This is a genomic window from Streptomyces sp. NPDC005774, from assembly GCF_042871645.1.
Lineage (GTDB): Bacteria > Actinomycetota > Actinomycetes > Streptomycetales > Streptomycetaceae > Streptomyces > Streptomyces pratens.
Genome location: NZ_JBIAIV010000028.1, coordinates 1 through 22,793, shown reverse-complemented (window position 1 = coordinate 22,793; position 22,793 = coordinate 1). Strand labels below are relative to the sequence as shown.

The window sequence follows — 22,793 nt, the reverse complement described above, 5'->3', positions numbered from 1 at the left end:
GCTTTCGGCTCGGCGGTCGGGAATATCCCGATCGGTCGGTTGCTCGCTCCAAAGATTTAGTGTACCTCTTGGTCTATAAAACCTGTCCGCACTCTACGACGACGCGCGCCGAGCGACAACCCGTCCGACTACCGGTGTTGTCGCGGTGCGAAAGACTCTTCCCAGACGAGGGGGCCCCCGTGCCACGTATTCGCCTCGACACCGACGGACCCGTCGTCACGGTCCGCCTCGACCACCCGCCCCTGAACGCGTTCGACAGCGAACAGCGCGACGCGCTCGCCGCGTGCGTACGTGAACTGGCGGACACGAGCGGTGTACGGGCCGTGGTGCTGCACGGCGGGGAGCGACTCTTCGCGGCCGGGGCGGACATCAAGGCGCTGGCCGCGATGGGTCCGGACGAGGTGCGGGGCTGGAACCGCGCGTTGCAGCGGACCTTCGAGGAGGTCGCACGGCTCCCCATGCCGGTCATCGCGGCGGTCACCGGGTACGCGCTCGGCGGAGGCATGGAACTGGCCCTCGCCGCCGACTACCGGGTGGCGGCCGACGATGCGATCCTCGGCCAGCCCGAGGTGCAGCTCGGCATCATGCCGGGGTCGGGCGGCACCCAGCGGCTCGTCCGGCTGATCGGGCCGTCACGGACGAAGAACCTGCTGATGACGGGCCGCCGGGTGGGCGCCGAGGAGGCGCTGCGGCTCGGCCTCGTCGACGAGGTCGTCCCTCCGGAGGCGGTCCTCGACACCGCGCTCGACTACGCCCGTCGGCTCGCCGAGGGGCCGCCGGCGGCGCTGGAGGCGATCAAGGAGGCGGTGGATCACGGTGGTGACGGCGGGCTGTCTGCCGGGTTGGCGCTCGAACGATCCCTGTTCACAGGGGTGTTCGGCACGGCGGACGCTGCCACCGGAATCCGCTCGTTCCTCGAACATGGCCCTGGGAAGGCACGGTTCACCGGGTCCGACGGGGCCGAGTAACAGACGACACGGCGCGGAGGCCGTACGACACGAGAAGGGGTGGAGCGGAGATGAAGGCATTGCGCTGGCACGGTGCGCGGGACCTGAGGCTCGATGAGGTGCCCGACCTGCCCGAGCCGCGACCGCACGAGGCGGTCGTGGAGGTGACGTGGTGCGGGGTGTGCGGCACCGACCTGCATGAGTACCTCGAAGGCCCGCACATGATCCGTAACGGTCCGCACCCGCTTACCGGGTCCAGCCCGCCGCTCGCCCTCGGCCACGAACTCAGCGGCACCGTCGTCGGACTGGGCGCGGAGGTGCCTGGCATCAGGGTGGGCGACCGGGTGACCGCGGATCCCGTGTGGCGCTGCGGGGTCTGCTACTGGTGCGTGCGCGGCGAGTACCACATCTGTCCCAAGAGCGGTTCGGTGGGCCTCGCCTCGCCGGGCGCCTTCGCCGACCGGGTCACCGTCCCGCTGGCCGGACTGACCCTCCTGCCCGACAACGTCAGTGACGAGATGGCGGCCGTGGCCGAGCCTCTCGCCGTCGGCCTGCACGCCGTCAGCCGCGGGGGAGTGCGGCCCGGCGACAACGTCCTTGTGGTCGGCGGCGGTCCCATCGGCTTCGCCGTGGTCATCGCCGCACGTCTGGCGGGCGCCTCCGGGCTCTATGTCAGCGAACCGCTCCGGGAACGCCGGGAGAAGCTCCTGGCGATCGGTGTCACCGAAGCCTTCGACCCGCGTGAGTCGGACGTACGCCGCGAGGTGTTCGTCCGCACCGGCCGTATCGGACCCGACGTCGTCATCGACGCGACCGGAGTGCCCGCACTGGCCGCCCAGGCCGTCGCCACCGTCCGCCGCGGCGGACGGGTGGTCCTCGCGGGCGTCGGGCACGGCAAGGTCGAGTTCGACATGGGGCAACTCGTCTTCTACGAGCGGACCGTCCTCGGCACGCTCGGCTACCACCACGACATTCCCCGGGTGATCGACCTGATGAGCACCGGGCGTCTGGACGCCTCGCCCATGATCACCGGAAGTTTTTCGCTCTCGGAAGGAGCCGGGGTCTTCGCGGACCTGGCCGCCGACCGGGCCCGGCACCTCAAGGTTCTGCTGACTCCGAAGGGACTGTGACATGGATTTCGACCTGCCGGAGGAAACCCGGGACCTGCAGGACATGGTCCGTGAGTTCGCAGCCAAGGAGATCACTCCGCACGCGGCCGAATGGTCCGAGAACGAGTACTTCCCGACCCACGTCTTCACCAAACTCGGTGAACTCGGCCTGATGGGCATGCTAGTGCCTGAGGAATACGGCGGAGCCGGCTCCGACACCGTCTCCTATGTCGCGGTCATGGAGGAGCTGGGCGCCGCCGACCAGTCGGTCGCCTCCTCCTGGAACGCGCACTCCACCATCGCCACCCTGCCTCTGCTCACCTACGGCACCGAGGCGCAGAAGCAGCGCTGGCTGGCGCCGCTGGCGAGCGGCGAGGCGATAGGTGCCTTCGGCCTCACCGAACCGGACGCCGGCTCCGACGCCGCGGGCATCACCACCACCGCCCGCCGGGCCGACGGCGGGTGGGTCGTCAACGGCACCAAGATGTTCATCACCAACGCCGGTACCGACATCAGCCAGGGCGTCACCCTGCTCGCCGTGACCGGCCGCGACGACCAGGGACGCAAGCAGTACGCGACCTTCTACCTCCCGACGGGCACCTCGGGGTACAGCTGCGGGCCCAAGCTGAAGAAGCTCGGCTGGCACGCCATGGACACCCGGGAACTGGTCTTCGACGACTGCTGGATCCCCGAGGACCATCTGATCGGTGACGAGGGCAACGGACTGCGCCAGTTCCTGTCGGTACTGGACAAGGGCCGGATCAGCGTCGCCGCGCTGGGCCTGTCGCTGGCCAAGGCGGCACTGGCCCTCGCGGTCAAGCACGCCACCGAGCGCCACCAGTTCGGGCGCCCGCTGTCGGACTTCCAGGCAGTCGCTCACAAGATCGCCGACATCGGCACCGAGGTCGAGGCCGCCCGCTGGATGGTCTACCGCGCCGCGTGGCTCGCCGACCAGGGCCGCCCCTACAGCACGGAGGCCGCCATGGCCAAGGTGTACGCCTCCGAGGTCGCCAACCGGGCCGCGTCCCAGGCGGTTCAGATCCACGGCGGCTACGGTTACGTGCGCGAGTCGGAAATCTCCCGCTTCTATGCCGATGCGAAGATCCTGGAGATCGGCGAGGGCGCGAACGAGATCCAGCGCAACGTCATCGCCAGGGCGCTGGTGAAGCAGGCGTGAGCCGCATATGAACCGCAACCGGGTCCCGCGGTGCGCTCGAGTGCACCGCGGGTTGGGATCAGCTGCCGACGGGCACGGGCTCCCAGGCGGCCTCGGGGTCGAGCGGAAGCTCCGGACGGTCGCGGTGGAACATCGTGGCCCGTTCCTCGGTCAGTGTCAGGTCGCCGTCGGCCGCGCCGAAACCGCGGAACAGGGTCGCGCAGTACTCGCGCGACAGGTACGCCGGGTCCCACCGGCCGCCCGGCTTCACCCACTGGTAGGTGTGGTTGTGCAGGTTGAGGAACTGCAGGGTCGCCAGGCGCGGTTCGGTCAGACGGAGCCTGTCCTGTTCGGCGGCTTCTGTCAGCAGACCGGTGATCAGGTGCTCGAAGTCGGAGCGCTGGCCCAACAGGGTGTGGAGCTCGTCACCGGTGAGACTCCGGTAGTCGTGCTCGTAGACCCAGATGTGGTCGAGCCTGCGGAAGATGATCGTCAGCAGCGACTCGGACAGCAGCCGCAGGCGCAGCAGGGGGTCCGCGTCGAGTTCGGCGATCTGTCGCGCGCGGGACAGCAGCGGGCTCATCACCCGCGACTGGATCTCGATCAGCAGATTCTCCTTGGAGCCGATGTAGTAGTACAGCGCTCCCTTGGCGAGGCCCACGGCGCGGCCCAAGTCGTTGACGGAGGTCGCCGCGTAGCCCTGGCGGGCGAACAGTTCGGCGGCCGTGTCGATGATCTTCTGGCGTCGGACCTCGAAGTCCGGCCCATGACCCGGCGGTCGTGGCATTGCATCTCTCCCCTGACGGGACGACGTGTCGATCCGACTCCACCCGGGCCCGCTCCGGGCGCCGGAAGGGCATCCGAGGGGACAGCGGAACCCAGGACGTCGTCACTCTAGTTTGCTAGACCAAACGGTACATTAAAAGACGCACTCAGAGGGCGCGGGGCGCGCCATCTGCGCCGGCATTGCGAGGACGCGTATGACCCAGGCACCGCAGTTCACCGACACGGGCATCGGGACCCGGTCCGCGCACGCGGAACAACTCCTGGAGATGTACCGGCGGATGCGCCGCATCCGCCGCTTCGAGGAAAGGGCGTCCGAACTGTACAAGGCGACGGAGATCCCCGGATTCCTGCACCTGTCGATCGGCCAGGAGGCCAGCGCCGTCGGTGCCTGCTGGCCCCTCGGCCCACGCGACGGCATCACCTCCACCCACCGCGGCCATGGGCACGTCCTGGCCAAGGGCCTGGACTCCGCGTCGATGATGGCCGAACTGATGGGCAAGGAGGCGGGCACCTGCCACGGCCGCGGCGGCTCGATGCACATCGCCGACCCAGGTCTCGGCATCTACGGCGCCAACGGCATAGTGGGCGCCGGCCTGCCCATCGCCACAGGCGTCGCCACCGCGGCCAAGCTGCGCGCCGCCGGCGACGTGGTGGTGGCGTTCTTCGGTGACGGCGCGGTGGCTCAGGGCATGTTCCACGAGGCGGTCAACCTGGCCGCCGTATGGGACCTGCCGGTCGTCTTCCTCTGCGAGAACAACCACTACTCCGAGTTCTCCCCCGCCGCCGAACAGCACCGCGCCCCGCTCTCCGCACGCGCGGCCGGGTACGGCATCGGTTACGCGCATGTCGACGGCAACGACGTCCTCGCGGTGGCCGGAATGCTGACCGACGTGGTCGAGCGGCTGCGCGCGGGCGGCGGCCCCGTGCTGGTGGAGGCCGAGACCTACCGCTGGCACGGCCACTACGAGGGCGACCCCGAGCGCTACCGCCCCGCCGAGGAGGTCGCCGCCGCCAAGGAGCGCGACCCGCTGCTGGTGGCCCGCCGCCACCTGGCGGACGCGGGCGTACCGGCCGCACTCGCCGACGCCGTCGACGAGGAGATCGACAAGGAGATCGAGGCGGCGGTGGAGTGGGCGAGGAGTCTGCCCGAGCCCGCACCGGAGACGCTGTACGACTTCGTCTCGGCCCCGCGCACGGACGTGCCCGAACCCGCCCCGGCCGACGGGGAGATCTTCCGCTCCATGGACGCCGTACGCCTCGCCCTGGAACACGAGCTGCAGGCCGATCCGTCCGTCTTCGTGGCCGGCATCGACGTCGGCGCGGGCGGCAACGTCTTCGGCCTCACCCGGGGTCTGGCCCAGGCCTTCCCCGGCCGGGTCCGCGACACCCCGATCAGCGAGAGCGCGATACTCGGCACGGCGGTCGGTGCGGCCATGGCCGGCATGAAGCCCGTCGTCGAGATCATGTACATGGACTTCATCGGCGTCTGCCTGGACATGCTGCTCAACCAGGCCGCCAAGCTGCGCTTCATGACCGGTGGCCGTGCCTCCATGCCGCTCGTCGTGCGCACGCAGTTCGGCGCCGGCCGCTCCTCGGGCAGCCAGCACTCGCAGAGCCTGGAGGCCCTGCTCGCGCACATCCCCGGCCTGACCGTGGTGATGCCGTCGAACCCGGCCGACACCTACGGCATGCTGCGTGCCGCCATTCAGGACCCGAACCCGGTGGTGTTCGTCGAGAACCGCCTGCAGTACGGCTTCAAGGGCCCTCGCCCGCCGGCCGATCACCTGATCCCGCTGGGCAGGGCCAAGGTCGTGCGCGAGGGCACCGACATCACCCTGGTCTCCTGGTCGCGAATGGTCCAGGACGGTCTCGCCGCAGCCGAACTGCTCGCCGCGGAGGGAGTGAGCGTCGAGGTGATCGACCTGCGGACGATCGCTCCGCTGGACCGCGGAACGGTCCTCGCCTCCCTCGCCAAGACCAACCGTCTCGTCATCGCTCACGAGGCGGTACGGGACTTCGGAGTCGGCGCCGAACTGGCCGCGCTCGCTGTCGACGAGGGCTTCTGGCACCTGGACGCGCCGGTCACCCGGGTCGCCCCGCCGCCGATGCCGGCCCCGTACGCACCCTCGCTGGAACAGCTGTGGCTGCCCTCGCGGGACACGATCGCCGACACTCTGCGGAGGATCGCCGCTGTCTGATGCGAGCGGGTACGCGAAAGCCGCCGGCGTATCGAGCGCCGGCGGCAGGGTTCCGGACGGTCGGCGCAGTCGGCCGATGCCAGGATCAGGAACGCGTCCTGGCGAACAGGTCGAGGATGTCGTCGGTGGTGCCGGTCTCGCCGATCAGCGGAAAGATGTACGCGACGCTGTGACGGTGCGCGTCCTCGTTGATGTCGGTCATCGCGTCGACCGCGAACGCGATGTGGTAGCCGTGCTCGTGGGCGGCACGTGCGGTCGACTCGACGCCGAGGCTGGTCGCGATCCCGCCGAGCACGATCTGGGTGACGCCCCTGCGGCGGAGCTGGATGTCGAGGTCGGTGCCGTGGAAGGCGCCCCAGTTCCGTTTGGTGACCAGGATGTCCTCGTCGTGGCCGCTCAGGCCTTCGGCTGTCGGACCCAGGTCGTACGGGCGGGACCGGCCGCCGGCCAGGCGGGCGGCCTCGCTGCGGCCCGGCACCATGTCGGCGCCGTTGGGGGAGTTGCTCATGCGGACCAGCACGACCGGCGCGCCCACGGCACGGAACGCGGCGGCGAGTACCGCGGCCTTGGACACCACCTCCGCGGCGGCGTAGGGCTTTGTCGGGGCTGCCAGCGTGCCGGCCTGCAGGTCGATCAGTACAAGGGCGGTCTTGTCGTCCATGGCGGACAAAGTCACAGTGTGGCGCCTTTCGTCATGACAGTGCCCGATGCCTTCGCCCCGGGCGCCGGCCCGCCCTGTCGGGAAGGCAGGCCGGACGGACGGCTGAGTGGGTTTCTCGGGGATCTGGAAACTCGGGTGGGTCGTCACCTGCTCCGAGCGGGCCCCCAGGTCGGACCGTCGGGAAGGACCCGATTGTAACGCCTCGTCAGACGGTCGCCACCGGGGTGAGAGGACTGCCCTGCGTTCCCGGCAGGTTCAGGGGAGGAGCCGTGAGCAGGAAACGGCTGCGACGGTGCTCGCGCAGCCAGGCCGCGAGGTCGTGCAGGTACCACAACTCGCCCATCGGGACGCCCAGCTTGAAGAGGCACAGATGATGGAGCGGGAGCAGCGTGTGCGGGCCCTGGGCCTGGGTGACGCCCACCCCCTCGATGGCGTAGTTGTCCGACGCGATGGCCGAGATCTGCGACTCGGCGATCCAGTTCAGCAGCGCCGGGTCGTCCGCGTCGAGGTAGGCGGCCGTCTGGTGGATGGCCACGGGGTCCGGGTTCTTTTCCCAGGCGAGGATCTGCGTGGCGAAGCCCGTGTGCAGCAGGAGGATGTCGCCTGGTTCGACCACGACATCGTCAGCCGCCATGATGTCCTGCAGTTGCGCGAAGTTGACCGGCTGGTAGCCGGTGCCCAGGTGGTGTGCGATGTCGATGAGCACGCCGCGGCCCTGGACCCCGTGCTGGGCCATGTGCTCGAGGCCGAGGTGGCGTGCGAAGCCGAGGCTCCCGCTGCCGTCGCCCTTGGCGTCCTCCAGCGGTCCGACGATGTCGGTGTCCGGCCGGAAGCCGTTGTAGTAGACGGGCTCCGCGACCCCGTCGCCGTCGGCGTCGAACTCGGCGCCCTGGTGGGCCAGGGAGTCCCACTGCGTCGAGTACTGCAGCCAGAGCGTGACCACGTCGTCCGACCACACGTCGATGAGGTCGGGCGAGAAGTGCTCGCTCGCCTTGATGTTGTAAAAGACGTCCTGTTTGTGCTGCAGGTCCTCGGTGGGCCTCAGGATCGGCGGGTGACGCCGCTGGTTCATGGCACTCCCGCCCGGATAGTCGAGCGGCAGGCTCAGACCGAAGGTGATGCCGTGCTCGACCTCGCGCACCCCTTGCAGGACCTTCTCGGGGGTCAGCAGGTTGATGCGCCCCAGCTCGTCGTCCTCGCCGAAGTCGCCCCACGTCGAACCGGGCGGACGCTGCTTCCAACGCTTGGTCACGATGTTGCCTCCTCGTACGACGGTCCCCGTTGACAGCCGTCAGTATGCTATTGAGATTGGACCATTCGGTCAACGAATTTCGCAAGCTCTTGGGGGCACCCTCTCCCTGTTTCTCTCGGTAGGCAATAGACTGACTGGTCGAAACCTGCAACGCGACCGTATGTCCGGCGCGGGTCACCATTCGACTCTGGAGGAAAAAATTGAGCGAATCCACAGCGGCGTGGGTTGCGGCGGGCGTACGCGGCGTGCTGGGCGAGCACACGCGGGCCCAGGACTCCGGCCGCACCGATGACGTCGTCGCGCTGTACGCCCCCGACGCGGTCCTCGAACTGCCGGGCATGGACCCCATCGAGGGGCACGACGCGCTCCGCAAGGCCTTCAACTCATGGGCGCCGGCCCAGCCGCAGCTGCATCTGGTGACCAACACCGTCATCACCTCGTCCGGGGAGGACGAGGCGACCGCTTCCAGCGACGTGGCGTTCCTCCAGCGTGGCGACTCCGGCTGGGCGGTGCAGCTCGTCGGGCACTACGAGGACACGCTGCGCCGCCAGGAGGGCGCCTGGCGCCTGCACCGCCGGAGCACCACCTTCCAGTAGCCGACCCACTCACCTTTGGGAGCAGGATGAGCACATCGATCGAGTCGGTCTCGGCCAGGGTGCACGATGCCGTCGCCGCCTACGCACAAGCGCTGGACGCCGGACGTATCGGCGACCTGGCCGACCTGTTCTGGCCCGACGGCGTGGCGGAGATCGCCGGCATCGGCACCTTCGAAGGGCAGGAGGCCATACGCGAGGGCTACGCCTCCTTCGTGCCGACCCAGCCCCAACTCCACCTGGTGGCCAACACGGTCGTCACGTCGTGGACGGAGGACGAGGCCACCGCCGTGAGTAACCTGGCGTTCTTCCAGCGTGGCGATTCCGGCTGGGCGGTGCAGCTCGTCGGGCGCTACGACGACACGCTGCGCCGGCAGAACGACGAGTGGCGGTTCCAGCGGAGGGTCACGACCTTCCAGCCGTAGCGGCCCACGACGCGGCGGGCCCCGTCGGGACGATCGCTCGTCCCGACGGGGCCCGCCGTTGTCGTCAGCCGGACCCTAGACCTCTTCCGGAGTCTTGGCCGTGGAGAAGGCGAACGTCGAGAACTCGTTCTGCCTGACAGCGGCGACCGTCTCCAGGAGCGCCCAACGACCCGTCGGGTTGAGCAGTTGCTTGACCGGCTTGCCGGGGATGTTGGCCCCGTAGAAGTAACTGCTCTCCAAGAAGGAGGACTGCGTGCTGCTGTTCATCTCCTCCGTCCACTCCTCCTCGGCGGCCTCGGACACCTCGACGACACCGTGACCGTGCTCGCGCGCGTGGATGAGCACGTCGGTGACGAGTTCCACCTGGTCGCCGGCGTAGCGGGGGTTGTTGCCCGTCGCCCCGTGCGGCCCGCCGGGGAAGAAGAAGTTCGGGAAGCCCGCGCTCGCGATCCCCAGATAGGTGCGCGGACCGTCCGCCCAGTACTCCTTCAGCGGGAGACCGTGGCGGCCTCGCACGCCGAGCCGGTTGAGCGCGCCGGTGCCGAAGTCGTAGCCGGTCGCCCAGATGATGATGTCGAACTCCTCGACACCCTCCGACGTTTCGATCCCCGTCTCGGTGACGCGGATGATCGGCGTCTCGTTGATGTCGACGAGGGAGACGGTCGGCTTGTTGTACGCCTCGTAGTAGCCGGTCCCGAACGGGGGCCGCCGTCCGCCGTAGCCGTGGCCCTTGGGGATCAGCTTCTCCGCCGTCTCCGGGTCCTTGACGATGCTGCGGATCTTGGCGGCCATGAACGTGCACCACTCCGCGTTCACGGTCTCGTTCGTCAGCATGTCCCAGTAGTGCTCGGACAGTTTGGTGAAGCCGGGGCCGTTCCACCGCGTCTCGTAGAACTCCTGGCGCTGCTCCGGGGTGTCGTCCAGGCCGGAACGCATGGTGATCTGGTGGAGGAACCCGCTCGGCGAGGTGTTCAGCGTGTCGCGGATGGACTCGAAGTTCTTCTTGATCTCCGCCTGCTCCTCGGGCGTGATGGGCCCGTTGTTGAGGGGGGTGAGCCAGTCGGCCTGCTTCTGGTACACCGTGATGCGGGCCACGTCGTCCGCGATCGCGGGGACGATCTGCACACCGCTGGAACCGGTGCCGATCTGTGCCACCCGCTTGCCGGTGAAGTCGACGGGGGTCTTCGGCCAGCGGGCGGTGTGGTGCTGCTCACCGTGGAATTCCTCGCGCCCCGGGATGGCGGGGATGAAGGGCACGGAGAGGTTACCGGTCGCGGCGACCACGTAGCGGGCTCGGATCTCGGTGCCGTCGCTGCCCCGCACGGTCCAGGTCCCGGACGGCTCGTCGTAGACGGCCTCTGTCACCTTGACGCCGAGCCGGATGTCGCGGCGCAGGTCGAACCGGTCGACGACGTAGTTGAAGTAGCGCTCGATCTCGGGCTGGCCGGCGAACTTCTCCGACCACTCCCACTCCTCCCACAGCTCCTTGGAGAAGAGGTAGCCGTAGGTGTAGCTCTCGGAGTCGAAGCGCGCCTCGGGATAGCGGTTCCAGTACCAGGTGCCGCCCACGCCGGAACCCGCTTCGATCAGCCTCGTCGAGAAGCCGGCCTCGCGGGCGCGGTACAGCTGGTAGATACCGGTGACGCCGGCTCCGATGACCAGTACGTCGACGCGGTCCGGGCCTCCAGGGTCGGTTTCCGGTGCCTGGGTGCGCTCGTCCGTCGCGCTCGACACCTTCGTCGATTCGCTCATCTGCCCTCCAACGTGACAGGGGCTGTGGTGCCACCGGGTTGTTTCATAGTTCGACCGGTCGATCGAATATTCAGGAGAGTAGATGAATGGGGCGAGCCCGAGCAATGGGGGTGTCGAAGAAGGTTCCGGGGATCGACCTGCCTCAACCGTTGATTGTACCGACCGTTTGATCTAACTTTCGCTCAGGGCGATGGACGCCTGTCTGTGCGAGCAGGAGCCGCGTATGAGCGCCAAGGACATCAACGAGCCCGCAGCCGGAGCCGATCTGCGGGCCGCCGGCCTCAAGGCGATGCGCGAGGCGTTGCCCGGCGTGTTCCCGGAAGGCGATATAGACCTGCGGGACGGCCTGCTGGGCGAGGACCTCGTCGAGATCGGCCTGACGAGCGTCTATGGCGCGCTGTGGGCCCGTGAGGGGCTCGCCAACCGCGACCGAAGCCTGGTCACCCTGGGCATCCTGATCGCTCTCGGAGCCGAGACCGAGCTCAGGACCCATGTCCGGATCGCGCTGACCAACGGGGTGACCGAGGACGAGATCGCCGAGGTCATCTATCACTCGGCCGGCTACGCGGGCTTCCCCCGCGCGACCGCGGCCCGCAGCGCCGCACGCGAGGCACTGGCCCGCTAGCCGGCGGGTCGGACACCGGCACACGTACACGAGGAGCACGCATGTCATTGCAGGGAAAGGTCGCGGTCGTCACGGGCGGCGCCCGTGGCATCGGTCGTGGCATCGCGACCGTGCTGGCGGCCAAGGGTGCCGCGGTCGCAGTCTGGGACCTGAACGCCGAGGGTGCGCAGAAAACCGCGGCCTCGATCAACGAGGCGGGCGGCACGGCGATCGCAGTGGGCGGGGACGCGGCGGACGCCACCGAGGTGGCGGCCGCGGCGGCCCGCACACGCACGGAGCTCGGGCCCGTCGCGATCCTGGTCAACAACGCGGGGACGACCGCCTATCAACCGTTCACGGACATCACCGAGGACGCGTGGGACCGCATGATCGGCATCAACCTGAAGGGACCGTTCCTGGTCACGAAGGAGCTGGTGCCCGACATGCTCGCGGCCGGCTGGGGCCGCATCATCAACATCTCCTCCTCGTCCGCGCAGACCGGAGCGCCCGCCATGGCTCACTACGTGTCTTCCAAGGGCGGTGTCATCGGCCTGACCCGGGCGCTGGCGGTCGAGTACATCGACAAGGGGATCACGGTCAACCACGTCCCGCCGGGTTTCATCGACACCCCGCTGGTACGTGAGGGGCCTGTCGATGTCGATGCCGTGGCGGCCACGATGCCCATGAAGCGGGCCGGCACCCCCGAGGACGTCGCGCACGCCGTGGCCTACCTCGCATCCGAGGAGGCGAGCTACGTCACCGGTCAGACGCTCAGCACCAACGGCGGCCGCTACCTGGTGTGAGCCCAGGCCGGAGCCCTGTCGCGCACCTGGTATTGATTGTACCGACCGTTAGGTCTACGTTTCCTTCCAGGCTGGTACCCGCATTTGGCAACGGAGCCGCGCATGAGAATCGAGCACGACGACAGGGTTCGCACGGCGGCCCCGGCCCCCACCCACGTCCTTGTGGTGGGCGCGTCTGCGTCGGGACTGACCACGGTGGAGGCGCTACGGCGAAAGGGCTACGGCGGAGCGATCACGGTCCTCGGGGACGAGGCGTCCCCGCCGTACGACCGGCCGCCGCTCTCCAAGCAGATCCTCGCCGGTGACTGGGAGCCGGACCGGGCCACGCTGCGAACGCAGGACGTCCTGTCGGCTCTGGAGGCCCGGTTCGTGCTCGGTGACCGGGCGGACTCGCTGGACCTCGCGACCCGCACCGTACGCACCCGGTCCGGACGCGTACTGGAGGCGGACACGATCGTGGTCGCCACCGGTGTACGGGCGCGGACGCTTCCAGGGCAGGAGGACCTGGTCGGCGTGCATGTGCTGCGCACCCTCGACGACTCGCTGGCCCTGCGCAAGGACCTGCTGGCCGCCTCGCGGCTGGTGGTCGTCGGAGAGGGTGTCCTCGGCTCGGAGATCGCGGCCACCGCGCGCAAGTTGGGCCTGGACGTGACCCTGACCGGTCCGCTGGCGGCACCGATGGCCCAACAGGTGGGCCCCCTGGTGTCGGGAATGCTGGCCGAACTGCACACCGAACAGGGAGTACGGCTCCGCCTGGGGTCCGCTGTCGCGGGCCTGACCGCCGAGGCGGGCCGGGTCACCGGTGTGGCGCTCGGTACGGGCGAGGTGCTGCCCGCCGACGTGGTGGTCGTCGCGATCGGCGCCATCCCCGCCACGGACTGGCTGGCGGACAGCGGTCTCGAACTGGACAACGGCGTGGTGTGCGACTCGTGGTGCCGGGCCGGGGAGGGGGTCTACGCCGTCGGCGACGTGGCCCGCTGGCACCACGAGCACCTCGGCGGTCTGGTTCGCCTGGAGAACCGTACGAACGCCACGGAGCAGGCCATGGCCGTCGCCGCCGGCATTCTCGGTGAGGAGCGGCCGTACCGGCCGGTGCCGTACTTCTGGACGGATCAGTACGACGCGAAGCTCCAGGTCCACGGCTTTTTGCCCGTCGGCGCCGAAGTGGATGTCGTCGAGGGCGAGTTGACGGCTCGGCGCTTCGTCGTCCGCTATCGAGTCGACGGCCGGGTCACCGGCGTCCTCGGCTGGAACATGCCCAAGCAGGCCCGCCTGCGCCGCCAAGAGGTGGTCGACGCCCTCGGAACCGCCCCCGCACCCACCCACTGAACGTTCAGGAGAGACCCATGAAGGTTGTCGTCGACGAGGAGAAGTGCGTCGCCGCCGGACAGTGCGTGTCCGCCGCCATGGACGTGTTCGACCAGCGTGAGGAGGACGGCATCGTCGTCGTCCTCGACGAGAACCCGCCGCCGGAGCTGGCCGACGAGGTCCGCAACGCGGCCGCGGTGTGCCCCGCGCTGGCCATCCGCATCGAGGAATAGAACTGCCCGCGTTCCCCCACACGACCGCATGACTGGAGAGAAGACCATGGCCGAGGCAGACACCCGGCTCGCGGCCGGCGAGCAGGTTTACGGATACCAGGACGACAGGGACGCCAAGTGCCCCTTCGCCCCGCCGCCCGGACTGCGGGCGCTGAACGAGAAGGCCCCCGTGTCCCGTGGCCGGATCTGGGACGGCAGCACTCCGTGGCTCGTCACGGGCCACGCAGCGCAGCGCGCGATCCTGTCCGATCCGCGGGTGAGTTCGGACGACAAACAGCCCGGGTTCCCCTACCCGAACCAGGCCATGTCGGAGACCGCCCCACACCACCCGCTCACGATCTTCAACGCCGACGGCGCCGACCACACGCGGATCCGCCGCATGATGACGCGCCCCTTCACCCGCCCCCGGATGGAAGCGCTGCGGCCGCAGATCCAGCAGTTCACCGACGACCTCATCGACAAGATGCTGGCGGGCCCGAAGCCGGTGGACCTGGTCACCGCGCTTGCGCTGCCGCTGCCCTCGCTGATGATCTGCGCGCTGCTCGGCGTGCCGTACGAGGACCACGACTTCTTCCAGGAGCACGCCTCCTTCGCCACCCGGAGCGACAAGACCGCCGAGGACGACAGGCGGGCGATGGAAGCACTGGGCGGTTACCTGTCCGCGCTGATCCAGAAGAAGACGGAGGAGCCGGCCGAGGACGTGCTCTCGGACTTCGCCGCGCGGGTCAAGGGGGATGAACTCACCCTTCCCGAGGCCACCCTGTTGTCCATGATCCTGCTGATCGCCGGCCATGAGACAAGCGCGAACATGATCGGCCTGGGCACCGCGCTGCTGCTGGACAACCCCGACGAGCTGGCACGGCTGCGTGAGATCGATGACACGAAGGACGTGGCACCCGCGGTCGAGGAGATCCTGCGCTACCTGAGCGTCGCGCAGTTCGGGCAGCGCCGCATCGCCCGCGAGGACTTCGAGTTCGAAGGCGTGCAGATCAAGGCCGGGGACGGCATCGTCGTCCCACTGCCCGCCGGCAACTGGGACCCGGACGCGTTCCCCGAGCCGGAGAAGCTCGACCTCACCCGCGAGGCGCGCCACCACCACGCGTTCGGCTGGGGCATCCACCAGTGCCTCGGCCAGCAGCTCGCCCGCATCGAGCTCCAGGTCGTCTACGGCACGCTCTACCGGCGGATCCCGACCCTGTGCCTGGCGGTCGACCGTGACGAGCTCGCGTTCCGTCCGGCCGACGCGCTCGCCTTCGGTATCGGCGCGGTGCCGGTCACCTGGTAGGCGAGGCGACACCCCCATCAGCAGAGGGCGCCCGGAGCCGCCGGACGCCGCACGAGAACGTACGGAGTCATCCATGAGCGAGTTCAGCTTCGACGGACGCGTGGCGGTCGTCACGGGCGCGGGCCGCGGCATCGGCCGGGCTCACGCCCGTCTTCTGGCGGCACGGGGAGCGAAGGTCGTCGTCAACGACCTCGGCGGATCGATGGAGGGCGACGGCACCGACACCGGCCCCGCCCAGAAGGTCGTCGACGAGATCACGGCCGCGGGCGGCGAGGCCGTCGCCGACACCCACGACGTGTCCACGGAGGTGGGCGGCAAGGCGATCGTCGACTCTGCGGTCGAGCACTTCGGCCGGATCGACATTCTGGTCAACAACGCCGGGATCATCCGGTGGGCGGGCTTGCCGGAGGTCGACCTCGACAACCTCGAACGACACCTCGCCGTACACCTGCTCGGTTCCTTCAACACGCTGCGGGCCGCCTGGCCGCACTTCGTCGAGCAAGGCTACGGCCGGGTCGTGCTGACCACCTCCAGCGGTGTGTTCGGACTGGAGAACAACCTGTCGTACGCGGCGGCGAAGGGCGGCACCATCGGACTGGCCCGCAGCGCGAGGCTGGCGGGCGAGCCGCACAACATCAAGGTCAATCTGATCGCCCCGGCGGCGATGACCCGGATGGGCGGGGGAGAGCAGCCTGACGACGCGCAGCCGGTTCCCGGACAGCCGTTCATGCCGTCGGACGCGGTCGCCCCCATGGTGGCCTACCTCGCGCACGAGAGCTGTCCGGTCAACGGGGAGATCTACACGGCGGGGGCGGGCCGCTTCGCGCGGCTGTTCATCGCCTCGACCGAGGGATACGCACACGAGAGCGGGCCCGCTTCCATCGAGGATGTCGCCAGGAACTGGGACACCATCAACGACGAGAAAGGCTACTACGTCCCCTCCGACCTGATGTCGTGGTCGGGGTCCTTCCTCAAGCACCAGTTCGCACCGAACGGGACCTCTGCGGACGCATAGCCGCCTCGCCCGCAGCCGCTCCCTCGCCTGCTGCAGCAGCAGCCCGCGGCTGCACTGCACCGCTTCGTGATCGTCGTGTACGTGCTGAGCGTGTGGCACACCCTGCTGTACGGCACCAACGTCTGGTACGGCGAGTGGCCGCGCACCATGCTGTGGCTGCTGCAACCACCGGTCGCCGTCCTGCTGCTGCTCCGGCTGCCGCGCCCTGCCCGGCGGGCCGAACAGCTGGGCACGCCAGGGGCACGGGCGGGCGTGACCTGGCCGGCCTGGGGGGCGCGGGCACCGGGACGGGCTGCCGCCGGAGCCGTCGTCGGGCTGCTCGTCGTGGTGGCGTCCGGCCGTGACGGAGGACGGGACCGTCCGAGCCGCCCGCGACGACTCCGCACGCCCACGAAACGGAATGACGGCTCGGCCGGAGGAGGGCGGCGGCGGGGGTACCGCACTGCGGAAACTGGTGCCGCCGCCCGCGCTGTGCGACTTCCTCCTGTTGCTGGTGTTCGTCTTCGCGGTGTCGTATGTCGTCGGTGCGAAGGCTGCGCCCGTAGCACCCGGTATGCATGACACCGGCACGACGGGCGGCGATGAAAACGACGACGGTGGCGGCGGCCCCGAGCACGGGCACGGGCACGGGCGCGGGGGGAGTGGCTGATGGGCAACCAGGGCCACGGAATCGGAGTCCGTCCTCACCACCACCGACCTGACCGTCGGCGGTATGACGTGCGCGGCCTGCGTACGACGGGTCGAGAAGAAGTTCGCCGAGCTGGACGGGGTCACCGCCACTTCGACCTGGCCACCGTCCGGGCCCGGGTGAGCCACCCGGCACATGTGCGTCCCGGGGAACTCGTGGCGGCGGTGGAGGAGGCCGATGGTGCCCGGCTGGCAGTTCCGCAGCCGGCCGTGGTCGTGCTTCGTGCCGGCCGTGCCGGCCGCGTCCATGGCGGCGACCGGGCGCGGGGCCCAACCCGGAGTGCTCGTCAAGGGGCCCGAGCCCTGGAAGGGCTGCAGCACCTCGGCACGGTCGCGCTCGACAAGACCGGCACGCTCACCTCCGGGCACATGAGCGTCGCCCGGGTCGCCACCGTACCGGGAGGGCGGGAGCGGGAGGCGGTGTTGCGGCCGGCCGGGGCTATGGAGCAGAGGTCGGAGCATCCACTGGGGCGGGCGATCGTCGCGTACGCACGCCGGGCCTCTCCCCAGCGGCCGTTGCCGGACGTGCAGGGCTTCAGGGTCATGGCCGGCCGAGGAGCGCGGGGCCGGGTGGAGGGACGACTGATCGAGGTCCTCGCGCCGGAGCGCAACGGGGCGATCAGGACGAGCGCCGTGGTGGTCCGCCCGAGCGGCCACGCCTCGTGAGCACAGGCCCTTCGAAGGAAGTGACGACCGTACGGCGGAAGTGACGACTCCTTCCCCGTATGCCGGGCCCGCAGCCACAACAGCCCCGCCCGGAAACCACCCGTCCACGAGCCCCGCCCGGTCGTCGTCCACCGGCCGCTGCCGGGGGCGGCGAACAATGGAAAGCGGTCGCCGATCTCGGCCCGGGTACCGGCTACTCGGCCGAGAACGGCCTCCAGGGTGGGGCCGACCCACCCGGGGACGTCAGGACTCGAGCCCACGGCACCCTCGGGCGTACGGGCCGAACTTATCGCCGTACGCCCGGTCGCCGTTCCCGCACGGCCCAGGCCAGAGCCACCACGCTCGCCCCGGTGAACTCTCCGGCCACCAGCAGCCACCCCGCCCCGTAGTGCGCCGGCCGCGGCCAGCAGACCGAAAAGCGGCGGGCCGATCGCGAACCCGGCGAAAAAGCCTGCCGAGACCAGCGCCGAGTCCTGCCCGGCCCGGCAGGGCGCCGCACGCTGCATCACCAGCACCATCGAGACCGCGTTCGCGGCGACCGCGAAGACTCCCATGGCCACCGCCGCGACCCAGGCCAATGGAGAGGGCCATGGCGCACGTCAGCAGTGCGGTCATACCCGCGCCCGGCCTCACTGTGCGGCCTTCGGCCGCGGTCCGAACCTTGCTCCGTTCCGCCGCCACCGGCGCTCCTCCTCGACCCCGCTGCACCCCGGCGGTACTTTCCGGGCTCTCGGCAGGAGTCGGCGGGAACGGGCCGGGAGTTCCGGCCGATCACTGCGGCATGTGGCACAACATTTGGATCGAGTGGAGGACCGGGGCCGTCCGGCGACGGAACGCTCGTCCGGCGGTGGTTGGACCACATGGTGGGCGGTTCTCACGGGGCGCCCGGCCCGGAGCACGAGACCATGTCGGCCTCCATGGGCTCCACGCACCACTCGTTACACGGCCTGCACTCCCTCCATTCCATGGAGTCTATGGACCACATGGGTCCCGCGCACGCCTTGGACCACGGCATGGGCGGCATGCCCCCGACAGGAATGATCGCCGCCCACCTGATGGCCGCGTCTGCCGGACACCGACGGCTGGCAGTCGGCCGCCGAACGCACCCAGCCGCGCGGGCTGCCGGGCTTCGACGACGGCATCGCCCTCGCCGAACTCGTCGACACCCTCCCGGGTGAGCGCCGGGAGGTATTCGTCCTCACCCAGATGGTGGGCCTTCCCTACGCGGAGGCCGCGAGCGTCAGCGAGGGGTCTGTCAAACGAGCGGCTCTGTTCCGTAGTCGGTGGTGACGGTGAGTGCCCGTTATTGGAGGAGGATGCGGTGGCGGAGGAGGTCGAATCCTGCTCGGCCGTGCATCTGGCGCATGATCTTTTTGGTGCGGGTGTTGACACCCTCGGTGCGGCCGTTGCTCCAGGGCAGGGTGAGGCCGGCGTTCACGGCGGCGCGGTCGAGTTCGAGGCCGTTGCAGAAGCTGTGCAGGTGGGGCAGGCCAGCGGTGCGGACTGCGGCGATCCACTGGGTGAGCTTGTCGTCGTTGGCCTGGGCCGGGGTCAGAAGCGCGGCGAACTCGCCGGTGAGTCGGGCGAGTGCGGTCATCTCCGGGCACGCCGCGGCGAGGAGGCCGGTGTCCTTGGTCCACAGGTGTTCGGGGCGGGTGAGCAGGAGCCGGGCGAGGCGGCGGGGGGTTGTTACGGGGCGGTCGCCCTCGGCGCGGCCCTGGTTGAGGTAGCGGACCAGCAGGTTGGCACTGCCGGTGTAGCCCAGTTCCCTGATCTCGTGCAGGAGGTGGGTGACGGGGACGGCCGGGTTGTCGGACCGGCGCCGGCGCAGGTGGTCACGGTAGGGGTCGACCAGGGTGGGCCGGTAGCGGGGGGCGAGGCGATCCGCGGGCGGTTCGGGGATGCGGGCGTAGCGCTTGACGGTATTCAGGGCGAGGTTCAGCCTGCGGGAACAGTCGAGCAGGCCGACGCCGGAGTCGAGGAGGGCGTGGACTTTGTGCCGGCGCTCGCGGGTGGTCTGTTCGCGGACGCCGCCGGGCCGGGGCGGGTTGACGGTGGCCCAGCAGGGGGCGTGGGCGCGGACCTCGGCCAGGACCTTGTCGCACAGGTTCCGCCACAGATGCCAGCGGTCGCTGACCTGCACCGCGTCGGGCAGTGCCCGGCGGATCGCCTCGGCGTAGGTGGCCGAGCCGTCCCGGCACACGACCTCGATCCCCCTCTTCCCGCGCAGCCAGGCCGTGAGGGTGGCGGCCTCGCGGTCGGGCAGCACATCGATACGCTCGCCTGTTTCGGCGTCGATGATGACCGTGGCGTAGCGGTGTCGGCGGCGCAGGGCGAAGTCGTCGACCCCGATCACCCGCGGGATTTGCACCGCCGGGGCGGGGATGCGCCGCAGCATGCGCAGTGCGGTCGCGTACGAGACGGGCGTGGCCGGTAACCGGGTGAGGCGGGCGGCCGCCCGGCCGCATAACTCCTTGGCCACCCCCGAGACCTGGCTGGTCAGACGGGTGGTGCGGCGCTGAAGGCGCTCCATTAGCCCAGGGATCTGCTCGCGGAAGGTCTGCCGCCGACAGCCCAGGACTGGGCAGACCAAGCGTCGCACCTGGACGTTGACCACGACGTGGCGGCCGTCGACTGGCACATCCGCAACTGTCCGGCCGTGGTACCCGTGCACCTTCCCCGTCGGGACCCCGCACATCGGGCAGGGAAAGGGAACATCCCGGGTCCGGGCCACGACCCGGATCATCTCGCCGTCGTCCGTCACATCATCGATGACCAGCGCCGAAAGCCCTGAAAACACCGTTGCCACAAGGGAGTTGAAATCTCGCATATGACGTCAACGACGCCGGTCACCTGCCGTCACCACCGACTACGGAACAGAGCCGCTTGTTTGACAGACCCTCCTCTCGGCCGGCTTTTTCACCGGCCTGCCCCACCTCGAGCGCGTCAGCCGCCTCAACGACCTGGCCCTGGCCACGGTCAACGACTGACCCCAGACGCCCGCCGGGCCGCGTCGGGCTCCTCGACGCGGCCCGCCGCGTCTGCTCGCGGTCCGGGGAATCCTGCCCTTACCCGCTCGCACCAGCCGCTGGACCGACGTTCCTCAGTCGCGTGGTGCCAAGAGCCGGCAGGTGAGGGTGTGCCGCGCAACGTCGAGAGCACCGCCGGGTTCGGCATGGCGCCCTTCCCGCTGAACGGTACGCGGCTGATCACGCGCTGGTCCACGAACGGCTCGCGCACAAGATCGGGGAAGCCGCGGGGATCCGCCTGCTCGAACCACCGATCCCGCAACTCCAGCCCATCACCGAGATCATGGCCTGGACCGAACGGACCGACCGCGATCCCGGACACCGCTGGTTCGGTCAGTGCCTGATCGACCTGGCCGAGGAGGAGCCGGTGAGCCGGCCCTGACCGCCCTGGTCCTCTGCCGCTCCCCGGCCTTCCGCCGGATCCGGACAACGCCTGCCGTCCCCGGATCGCGCCCACTGCCGACCGCGTCCACCGTGCGGTCACTCATCGAGGCGAAGGAGCAGTCGTGGAGCGGGACGGACGCCGGAGCCTACTCGTCGTCGTCGAACTCCGCGGCGACCGGACGATCAGCGGGTGGGGTCTCAGCCTGACTGGGCGCACGCCGAGCGACGCGTTCCGCGAGCGCTTCGGCTGCTCGTCGATGGCATTGCTCAGGGCAGGATGCCTTCGCTGGCCGCGTCCGCAGTCTGCTGAACCGCTCTCGCCCGGACGCGATCAGTCGATGTCCGGACCGCTGGGCTCCTCGAGGAGCCGGGCCGCGAGGTCGTCGGCCCACTCCACGGCCCAGGTACGGAGAGCGGTGATGATGGTCTCGTCCAGGCCGTAGGCGGCGAAGGCTTCGTCGTCGGTCCACTCGGCGCCCGTGAGGTTCGACTGCAGATCCTCGCGCTCGAAGCGGCCGCGGGCGTGGCGGCCCGACAACGCCGCCTCGCGCATCTACTCGGCCTCCACCGCGAACATGACCCGCCGCCCCACCACACCCGCACCGGCCTGGCGCGATGACCTTCAGGTGGCCGCGTGAACGTCGTCGAACTGCTTGCGGACCTCCAGGCCCGCCACGACGAGGCCATCACTCGGGCCGTCGAACTGCGCGACCGGATCGAGCACCTGACGGCCGCCCTGGCCGAGACCGGGGCCCGTCTGACGGACCTCGCCACCACCCGGAAGGTCATCGCGGAACTCGTACCGACCGGGGCCGAACCCGAACCGCCCGAGTCGGCCGGCACCTACCAGGCCATCCTGAACGCCTTCCGCGAGCACCCCGACCAGGCATTCCGAGTACGGGACCTGCACGAACTCCTCGGCATGCCCACCGACGACCCAGCCATGAATGTCTCCCGCAGCAGCCTCGGGCGCCTCACCCGCCAAGGCTTCCTCACCCAACCCGGACGAGGCCTCTACCAGAAACGGACTTAACGCCCTTTCGCGGTTGCTGACTTCTCGGGGACCGATGCTGACAGTTCGCTAACCGTTGGCGGTCCGGAACGCTGCTGACCTGCGGAAATGCGCGCACGGTTCGCTATGTTCTGGAACTGGATCGGCCGGACCCAGGAGGAGATCGAACAGGCCCGCCGGGACTGGATGGAAGGCACGCGGTTCGGCGAGGTGAAGGGGTACGACGGAGCTCCACTGCCGGCCCCCGGGCTCCCGCCGGTGCCGCTGAAACCGCGAGGAAGGGTCCGCTGACCTGTGGGAGTGCCTGAGTCCTGGTGGCTGGTGAGCGGGAGGCGGTCGGGCGCTGCCTCCCGCTTTTCGGTCGCCCGCGGGAGGACGGCTGAGCGGGGCGCGGACCTGAGCCGGGGTGGCGGGTGATTCCACGGTGTGGCCGTCTGTGAGCAGCTGTGGCAGGACTCTTGCTGACCTAATGCTGACGTTACTGACGCCTCGTCAGTTGCGATTGAGGCACTCTTCGCGCAGCTCCGTCGCGCGCGGTGGCTTTTGCGGGCTCGGTGGCGGCCGGACGAATGCTGACCCGGCGGGCGGTTGAGCCGTGTGTCGGTGCGTGAACTTGGTGCTTGCCCTGTCGTCTTGTGGAGAGTCGACAAGGCGCGAGTGGACGTGGCAGGGAGTGATCCTGGTCCTGCCCCATGGAGGAGACGCCCTGTCGGAGTGAAACCAGCAGGTTCTTCGTCTGCTGGTGGGTCATGTCCCTTCTCGTGGTGTAGGTGATCAGTCGTTTGATGTGGCGGGTAGGACGGTGGGGGTGTCGGTGTAGAGGGCGTCCATGCTCTCGTTGGAGAGGTAGCGGCGGGGGAAGGCGATCCATTCGTCGTGGAGTTCGGC

At 69.6% G+C, this 22,793-nt stretch carries 20 protein-coding genes and 5 pseudogenes; 19 read left to right on the top strand and 6 right to left on the bottom strand.

The features are described 5' to 3' along the window. Positions 1-179 precede the first annotated feature (179 nt). Genes ACFYQA_RS23875 through ACFYQA_RS23865 form a run of 3 tightly spaced genes read left to right on the top strand, consistent with a single transcriptional unit; the run spans position 180 to position 3,233 of the window. The gene (locus ACFYQA_RS23875) at positions 180-968 is read left to right on the top strand and encodes an enoyl-CoA hydratase/isomerase family protein (RefSeq protein ID WP_388921275.1); all 789 of its coding nucleotides are present in this window, start codon (positions 180-182) and stop codon (positions 966-968) included. 50 nt (positions 969-1,018) lie between these two features. Next, positions 1,019-2,077 carry a 2,3-butanediol dehydrogenase gene (locus ACFYQA_RS23870; RefSeq protein WP_388921272.1) on the top strand — a complete coding sequence of 353 codons (1,059 nt, stop codon included), beginning with the start codon at positions 1,019-1,021 and terminating at the stop codon, positions 2,075-2,077. Position 2,078: 1 nt separating this feature from the next. After that, positions 2,079-3,233 carry an acyl-CoA dehydrogenase family protein gene (locus ACFYQA_RS23865; RefSeq protein ID WP_388921269.1) on the top strand — a complete coding sequence of 385 codons (1,155 nt, stop codon included), beginning with the start codon at positions 2,079-2,081 and terminating at the stop codon, positions 3,231-3,233. A gap of 58 nt (positions 3,234-3,291) precedes the next feature. On the opposite strand, the gene ACFYQA_RS23860 is transcribed toward ACFYQA_RS23865, so the two are convergent. Then, positions 3,292-3,999, bottom strand: coding sequence for a TetR/AcrR family transcriptional regulator (locus ACFYQA_RS23860; protein ID WP_388921266.1), 708 nt, complete (start codon positions 3,997-3,999; stop codon positions 3,292-3,294). 193 nt (positions 4,000-4,192) lie between these two features. Between ACFYQA_RS23860 and ACFYQA_RS23855 the strand changes: the two genes are divergently transcribed. Next, positions 4,193-6,196: a pyruvate dehydrogenase complex E1 component subunit beta gene (locus ACFYQA_RS23855; RefSeq protein ID WP_388921264.1), complete on the top strand. Its 2,004-nt coding sequence runs from the start codon at positions 4,193-4,195 to the stop codon at positions 6,194-6,196. Between the two features lie 85 nt (positions 6,197-6,281). Here ACFYQA_RS23855 and ACFYQA_RS23850 read toward each other — a convergent pair whose 3' ends face one another. After that, positions 6,282-6,872 carry an isochorismatase family protein gene (locus ACFYQA_RS23850; protein WP_388921261.1) on the bottom strand — a complete coding sequence of 197 codons (591 nt, stop codon included), beginning with the start codon at positions 6,870-6,872 and terminating at the stop codon, positions 6,282-6,284. Positions 6,873-7,062: 190 nt separating this feature from the next. Beyond that, positions 7,063-8,109, bottom strand: a complete 1,047-nt coding sequence (locus ACFYQA_RS23845) for a cyclase family protein (protein WP_388921258.1) — start codon at positions 8,107-8,109, stop codon at positions 7,063-7,065. Between the two features lie 200 nt (positions 8,110-8,309). On the opposite strand from ACFYQA_RS23845, the gene ACFYQA_RS23840 reads away from it, so the two are divergent. Continuing rightward, positions 8,310-8,705 (top strand): nuclear transport factor 2 family protein, encoded by a 396-nt coding sequence (locus ACFYQA_RS23840; RefSeq protein WP_388921255.1) that lies wholly within the window; start codon positions 8,310-8,312, stop codon positions 8,703-8,705. A gap of 26 nt (positions 8,706-8,731) precedes the next feature. Next, positions 8,732-9,127 (top strand): nuclear transport factor 2 family protein, encoded by a 396-nt coding sequence (locus ACFYQA_RS23835; RefSeq protein ID WP_388921252.1) that lies wholly within the window; start codon positions 8,732-8,734, stop codon positions 9,125-9,127. A 75-nt stretch (positions 9,128-9,202) separates the two neighbouring features. Here the strand turns inward: ACFYQA_RS23835 and ACFYQA_RS23830 are convergent, their stop codons facing one another. Next, positions 9,203-10,879, bottom strand: a complete 1,677-nt coding sequence (locus ACFYQA_RS23830) for a flavin-containing monooxygenase (protein WP_388921250.1) — start codon at positions 10,877-10,879, stop codon at positions 9,203-9,205. Positions 10,880-11,102: 223 nt separating this feature from the next. On the opposite strand from ACFYQA_RS23830, the gene ACFYQA_RS23825 reads away from it, so the two are divergent. From ACFYQA_RS23825 to ACFYQA_RS23775, 11 genes and pseudogenes are all read left to right on the top strand, one after another. After that, positions 11,103-11,504, top strand: a complete 402-nt coding sequence (locus ACFYQA_RS23825; RefSeq protein ID WP_388921247.1) for a carboxymuconolactone decarboxylase family protein — start codon at positions 11,103-11,105, stop codon at positions 11,502-11,504. Positions 11,505-11,545: 41 nt separating this feature from the next. Then, positions 11,546-12,286 (top strand): SDR family NAD(P)-dependent oxidoreductase, encoded by a 741-nt coding sequence (locus ACFYQA_RS23820; protein ID WP_388921244.1) that lies wholly within the window; start codon positions 11,546-11,548, stop codon positions 12,284-12,286. A gap of 102 nt (positions 12,287-12,388) precedes the next feature. Continuing rightward, positions 12,389-13,615 carry an NAD(P)/FAD-dependent oxidoreductase gene (locus tag ACFYQA_RS23815; protein WP_388921241.1) on the top strand — a complete coding sequence of 409 codons (1,227 nt, stop codon included), beginning with the start codon at positions 12,389-12,391 and terminating at the stop codon, positions 13,613-13,615. Positions 13,616-13,632: 17 nt separating this feature from the next. Further along, a complete protein-coding gene (locus ACFYQA_RS23810; protein WP_388921239.1) occupies positions 13,633-13,827 on the top strand; it encodes a ferredoxin in 195 nt (64 codons plus the stop codon). Between the two features lie 46 nt (positions 13,828-13,873). After that, positions 13,874-15,112 (top strand): cytochrome P450, encoded by a 1,239-nt coding sequence (locus ACFYQA_RS23805; protein WP_388921237.1) that lies wholly within the window; start codon positions 13,874-13,876, stop codon positions 15,110-15,112. Positions 15,113-15,185: 73 nt separating this feature from the next. Continuing rightward, on the top strand, positions 15,186-16,127 hold the full coding sequence (locus tag ACFYQA_RS23800; protein WP_388921235.1) for an SDR family NAD(P)-dependent oxidoreductase: 942 nt from the start codon (positions 15,186-15,188) through the stop codon (positions 16,125-16,127). Positions 16,128-16,181: 54 nt separating this feature from the next. After that, a pseudogene (locus tag ACFYQA_RS23795) lies at positions 16,182-16,531 on the top strand (hypothetical protein); the annotation flags it as partial. After that, positions 16,528-16,776: a hypothetical protein gene (locus tag ACFYQA_RS23790; RefSeq protein ID WP_388921233.1), complete on the top strand. Its 249-nt coding sequence runs from the start codon at positions 16,528-16,530 to the stop codon at positions 16,774-16,776. The pseudogene ACFYQA_RS23795 and the gene ACFYQA_RS23790, both read left to right, overlap by 4 nt. Before the next feature lie 63 nt (positions 16,777-16,839). Then, positions 16,840-16,938, top strand: coding sequence for a cation transporter (locus ACFYQA_RS23785; RefSeq protein ID WP_388921231.1), 99 nt, complete (start codon positions 16,840-16,842; stop codon positions 16,936-16,938). A gap of 105 nt (positions 16,939-17,043) precedes the next feature. Beyond that, positions 17,044-17,420: pseudogene (locus tag ACFYQA_RS23780) on the top strand (HAD family hydrolase); the annotation flags it as partial. Positions 17,421-18,539: 1,119 nt separating this feature from the next. Further along, a pseudogene (locus ACFYQA_RS23775) lies at positions 18,540-18,728 on the top strand (sigma factor-like helix-turn-helix DNA-binding protein); the annotation flags it as partial. A gap of 55 nt (positions 18,729-18,783) precedes the next feature. Here ACFYQA_RS23775 and ACFYQA_RS23770 read toward each other — a convergent pair. Both ACFYQA_RS23770 and ACFYQA_RS23765 read right to left on the bottom strand, forming a co-directional pair. Continuing rightward, on the bottom strand, positions 18,784-20,280 hold the full coding sequence (locus ACFYQA_RS23770) for an ISL3 family transposase (RefSeq protein ID WP_388921228.1): 1,497 nt from the start codon (positions 20,278-20,280) through the stop codon (positions 18,784-18,786). A 944-nt stretch (positions 20,281-21,224) separates the two neighbouring features. Beyond that, positions 21,225-21,422: pseudogene (locus tag ACFYQA_RS23765) on the bottom strand (hypothetical protein); the annotation flags it as partial. A 105-nt stretch (positions 21,423-21,527) separates the two neighbouring features. Between ACFYQA_RS23765 and ACFYQA_RS23760 the strand changes: the two are divergent. Further along, on the top strand, positions 21,528-21,926 hold the full coding sequence (locus tag ACFYQA_RS23760) for a hypothetical protein (protein ID WP_388921225.1): 399 nt from the start codon (positions 21,528-21,530) through the stop codon (positions 21,924-21,926). Between the two features lie 105 nt (positions 21,927-22,031). Further along, a pseudogene (locus ACFYQA_RS23755) lies at positions 22,032-22,196 on the top strand (pirin family protein); the annotation flags it as partial. Positions 22,197-22,793 lie beyond the last annotated feature (597 nt).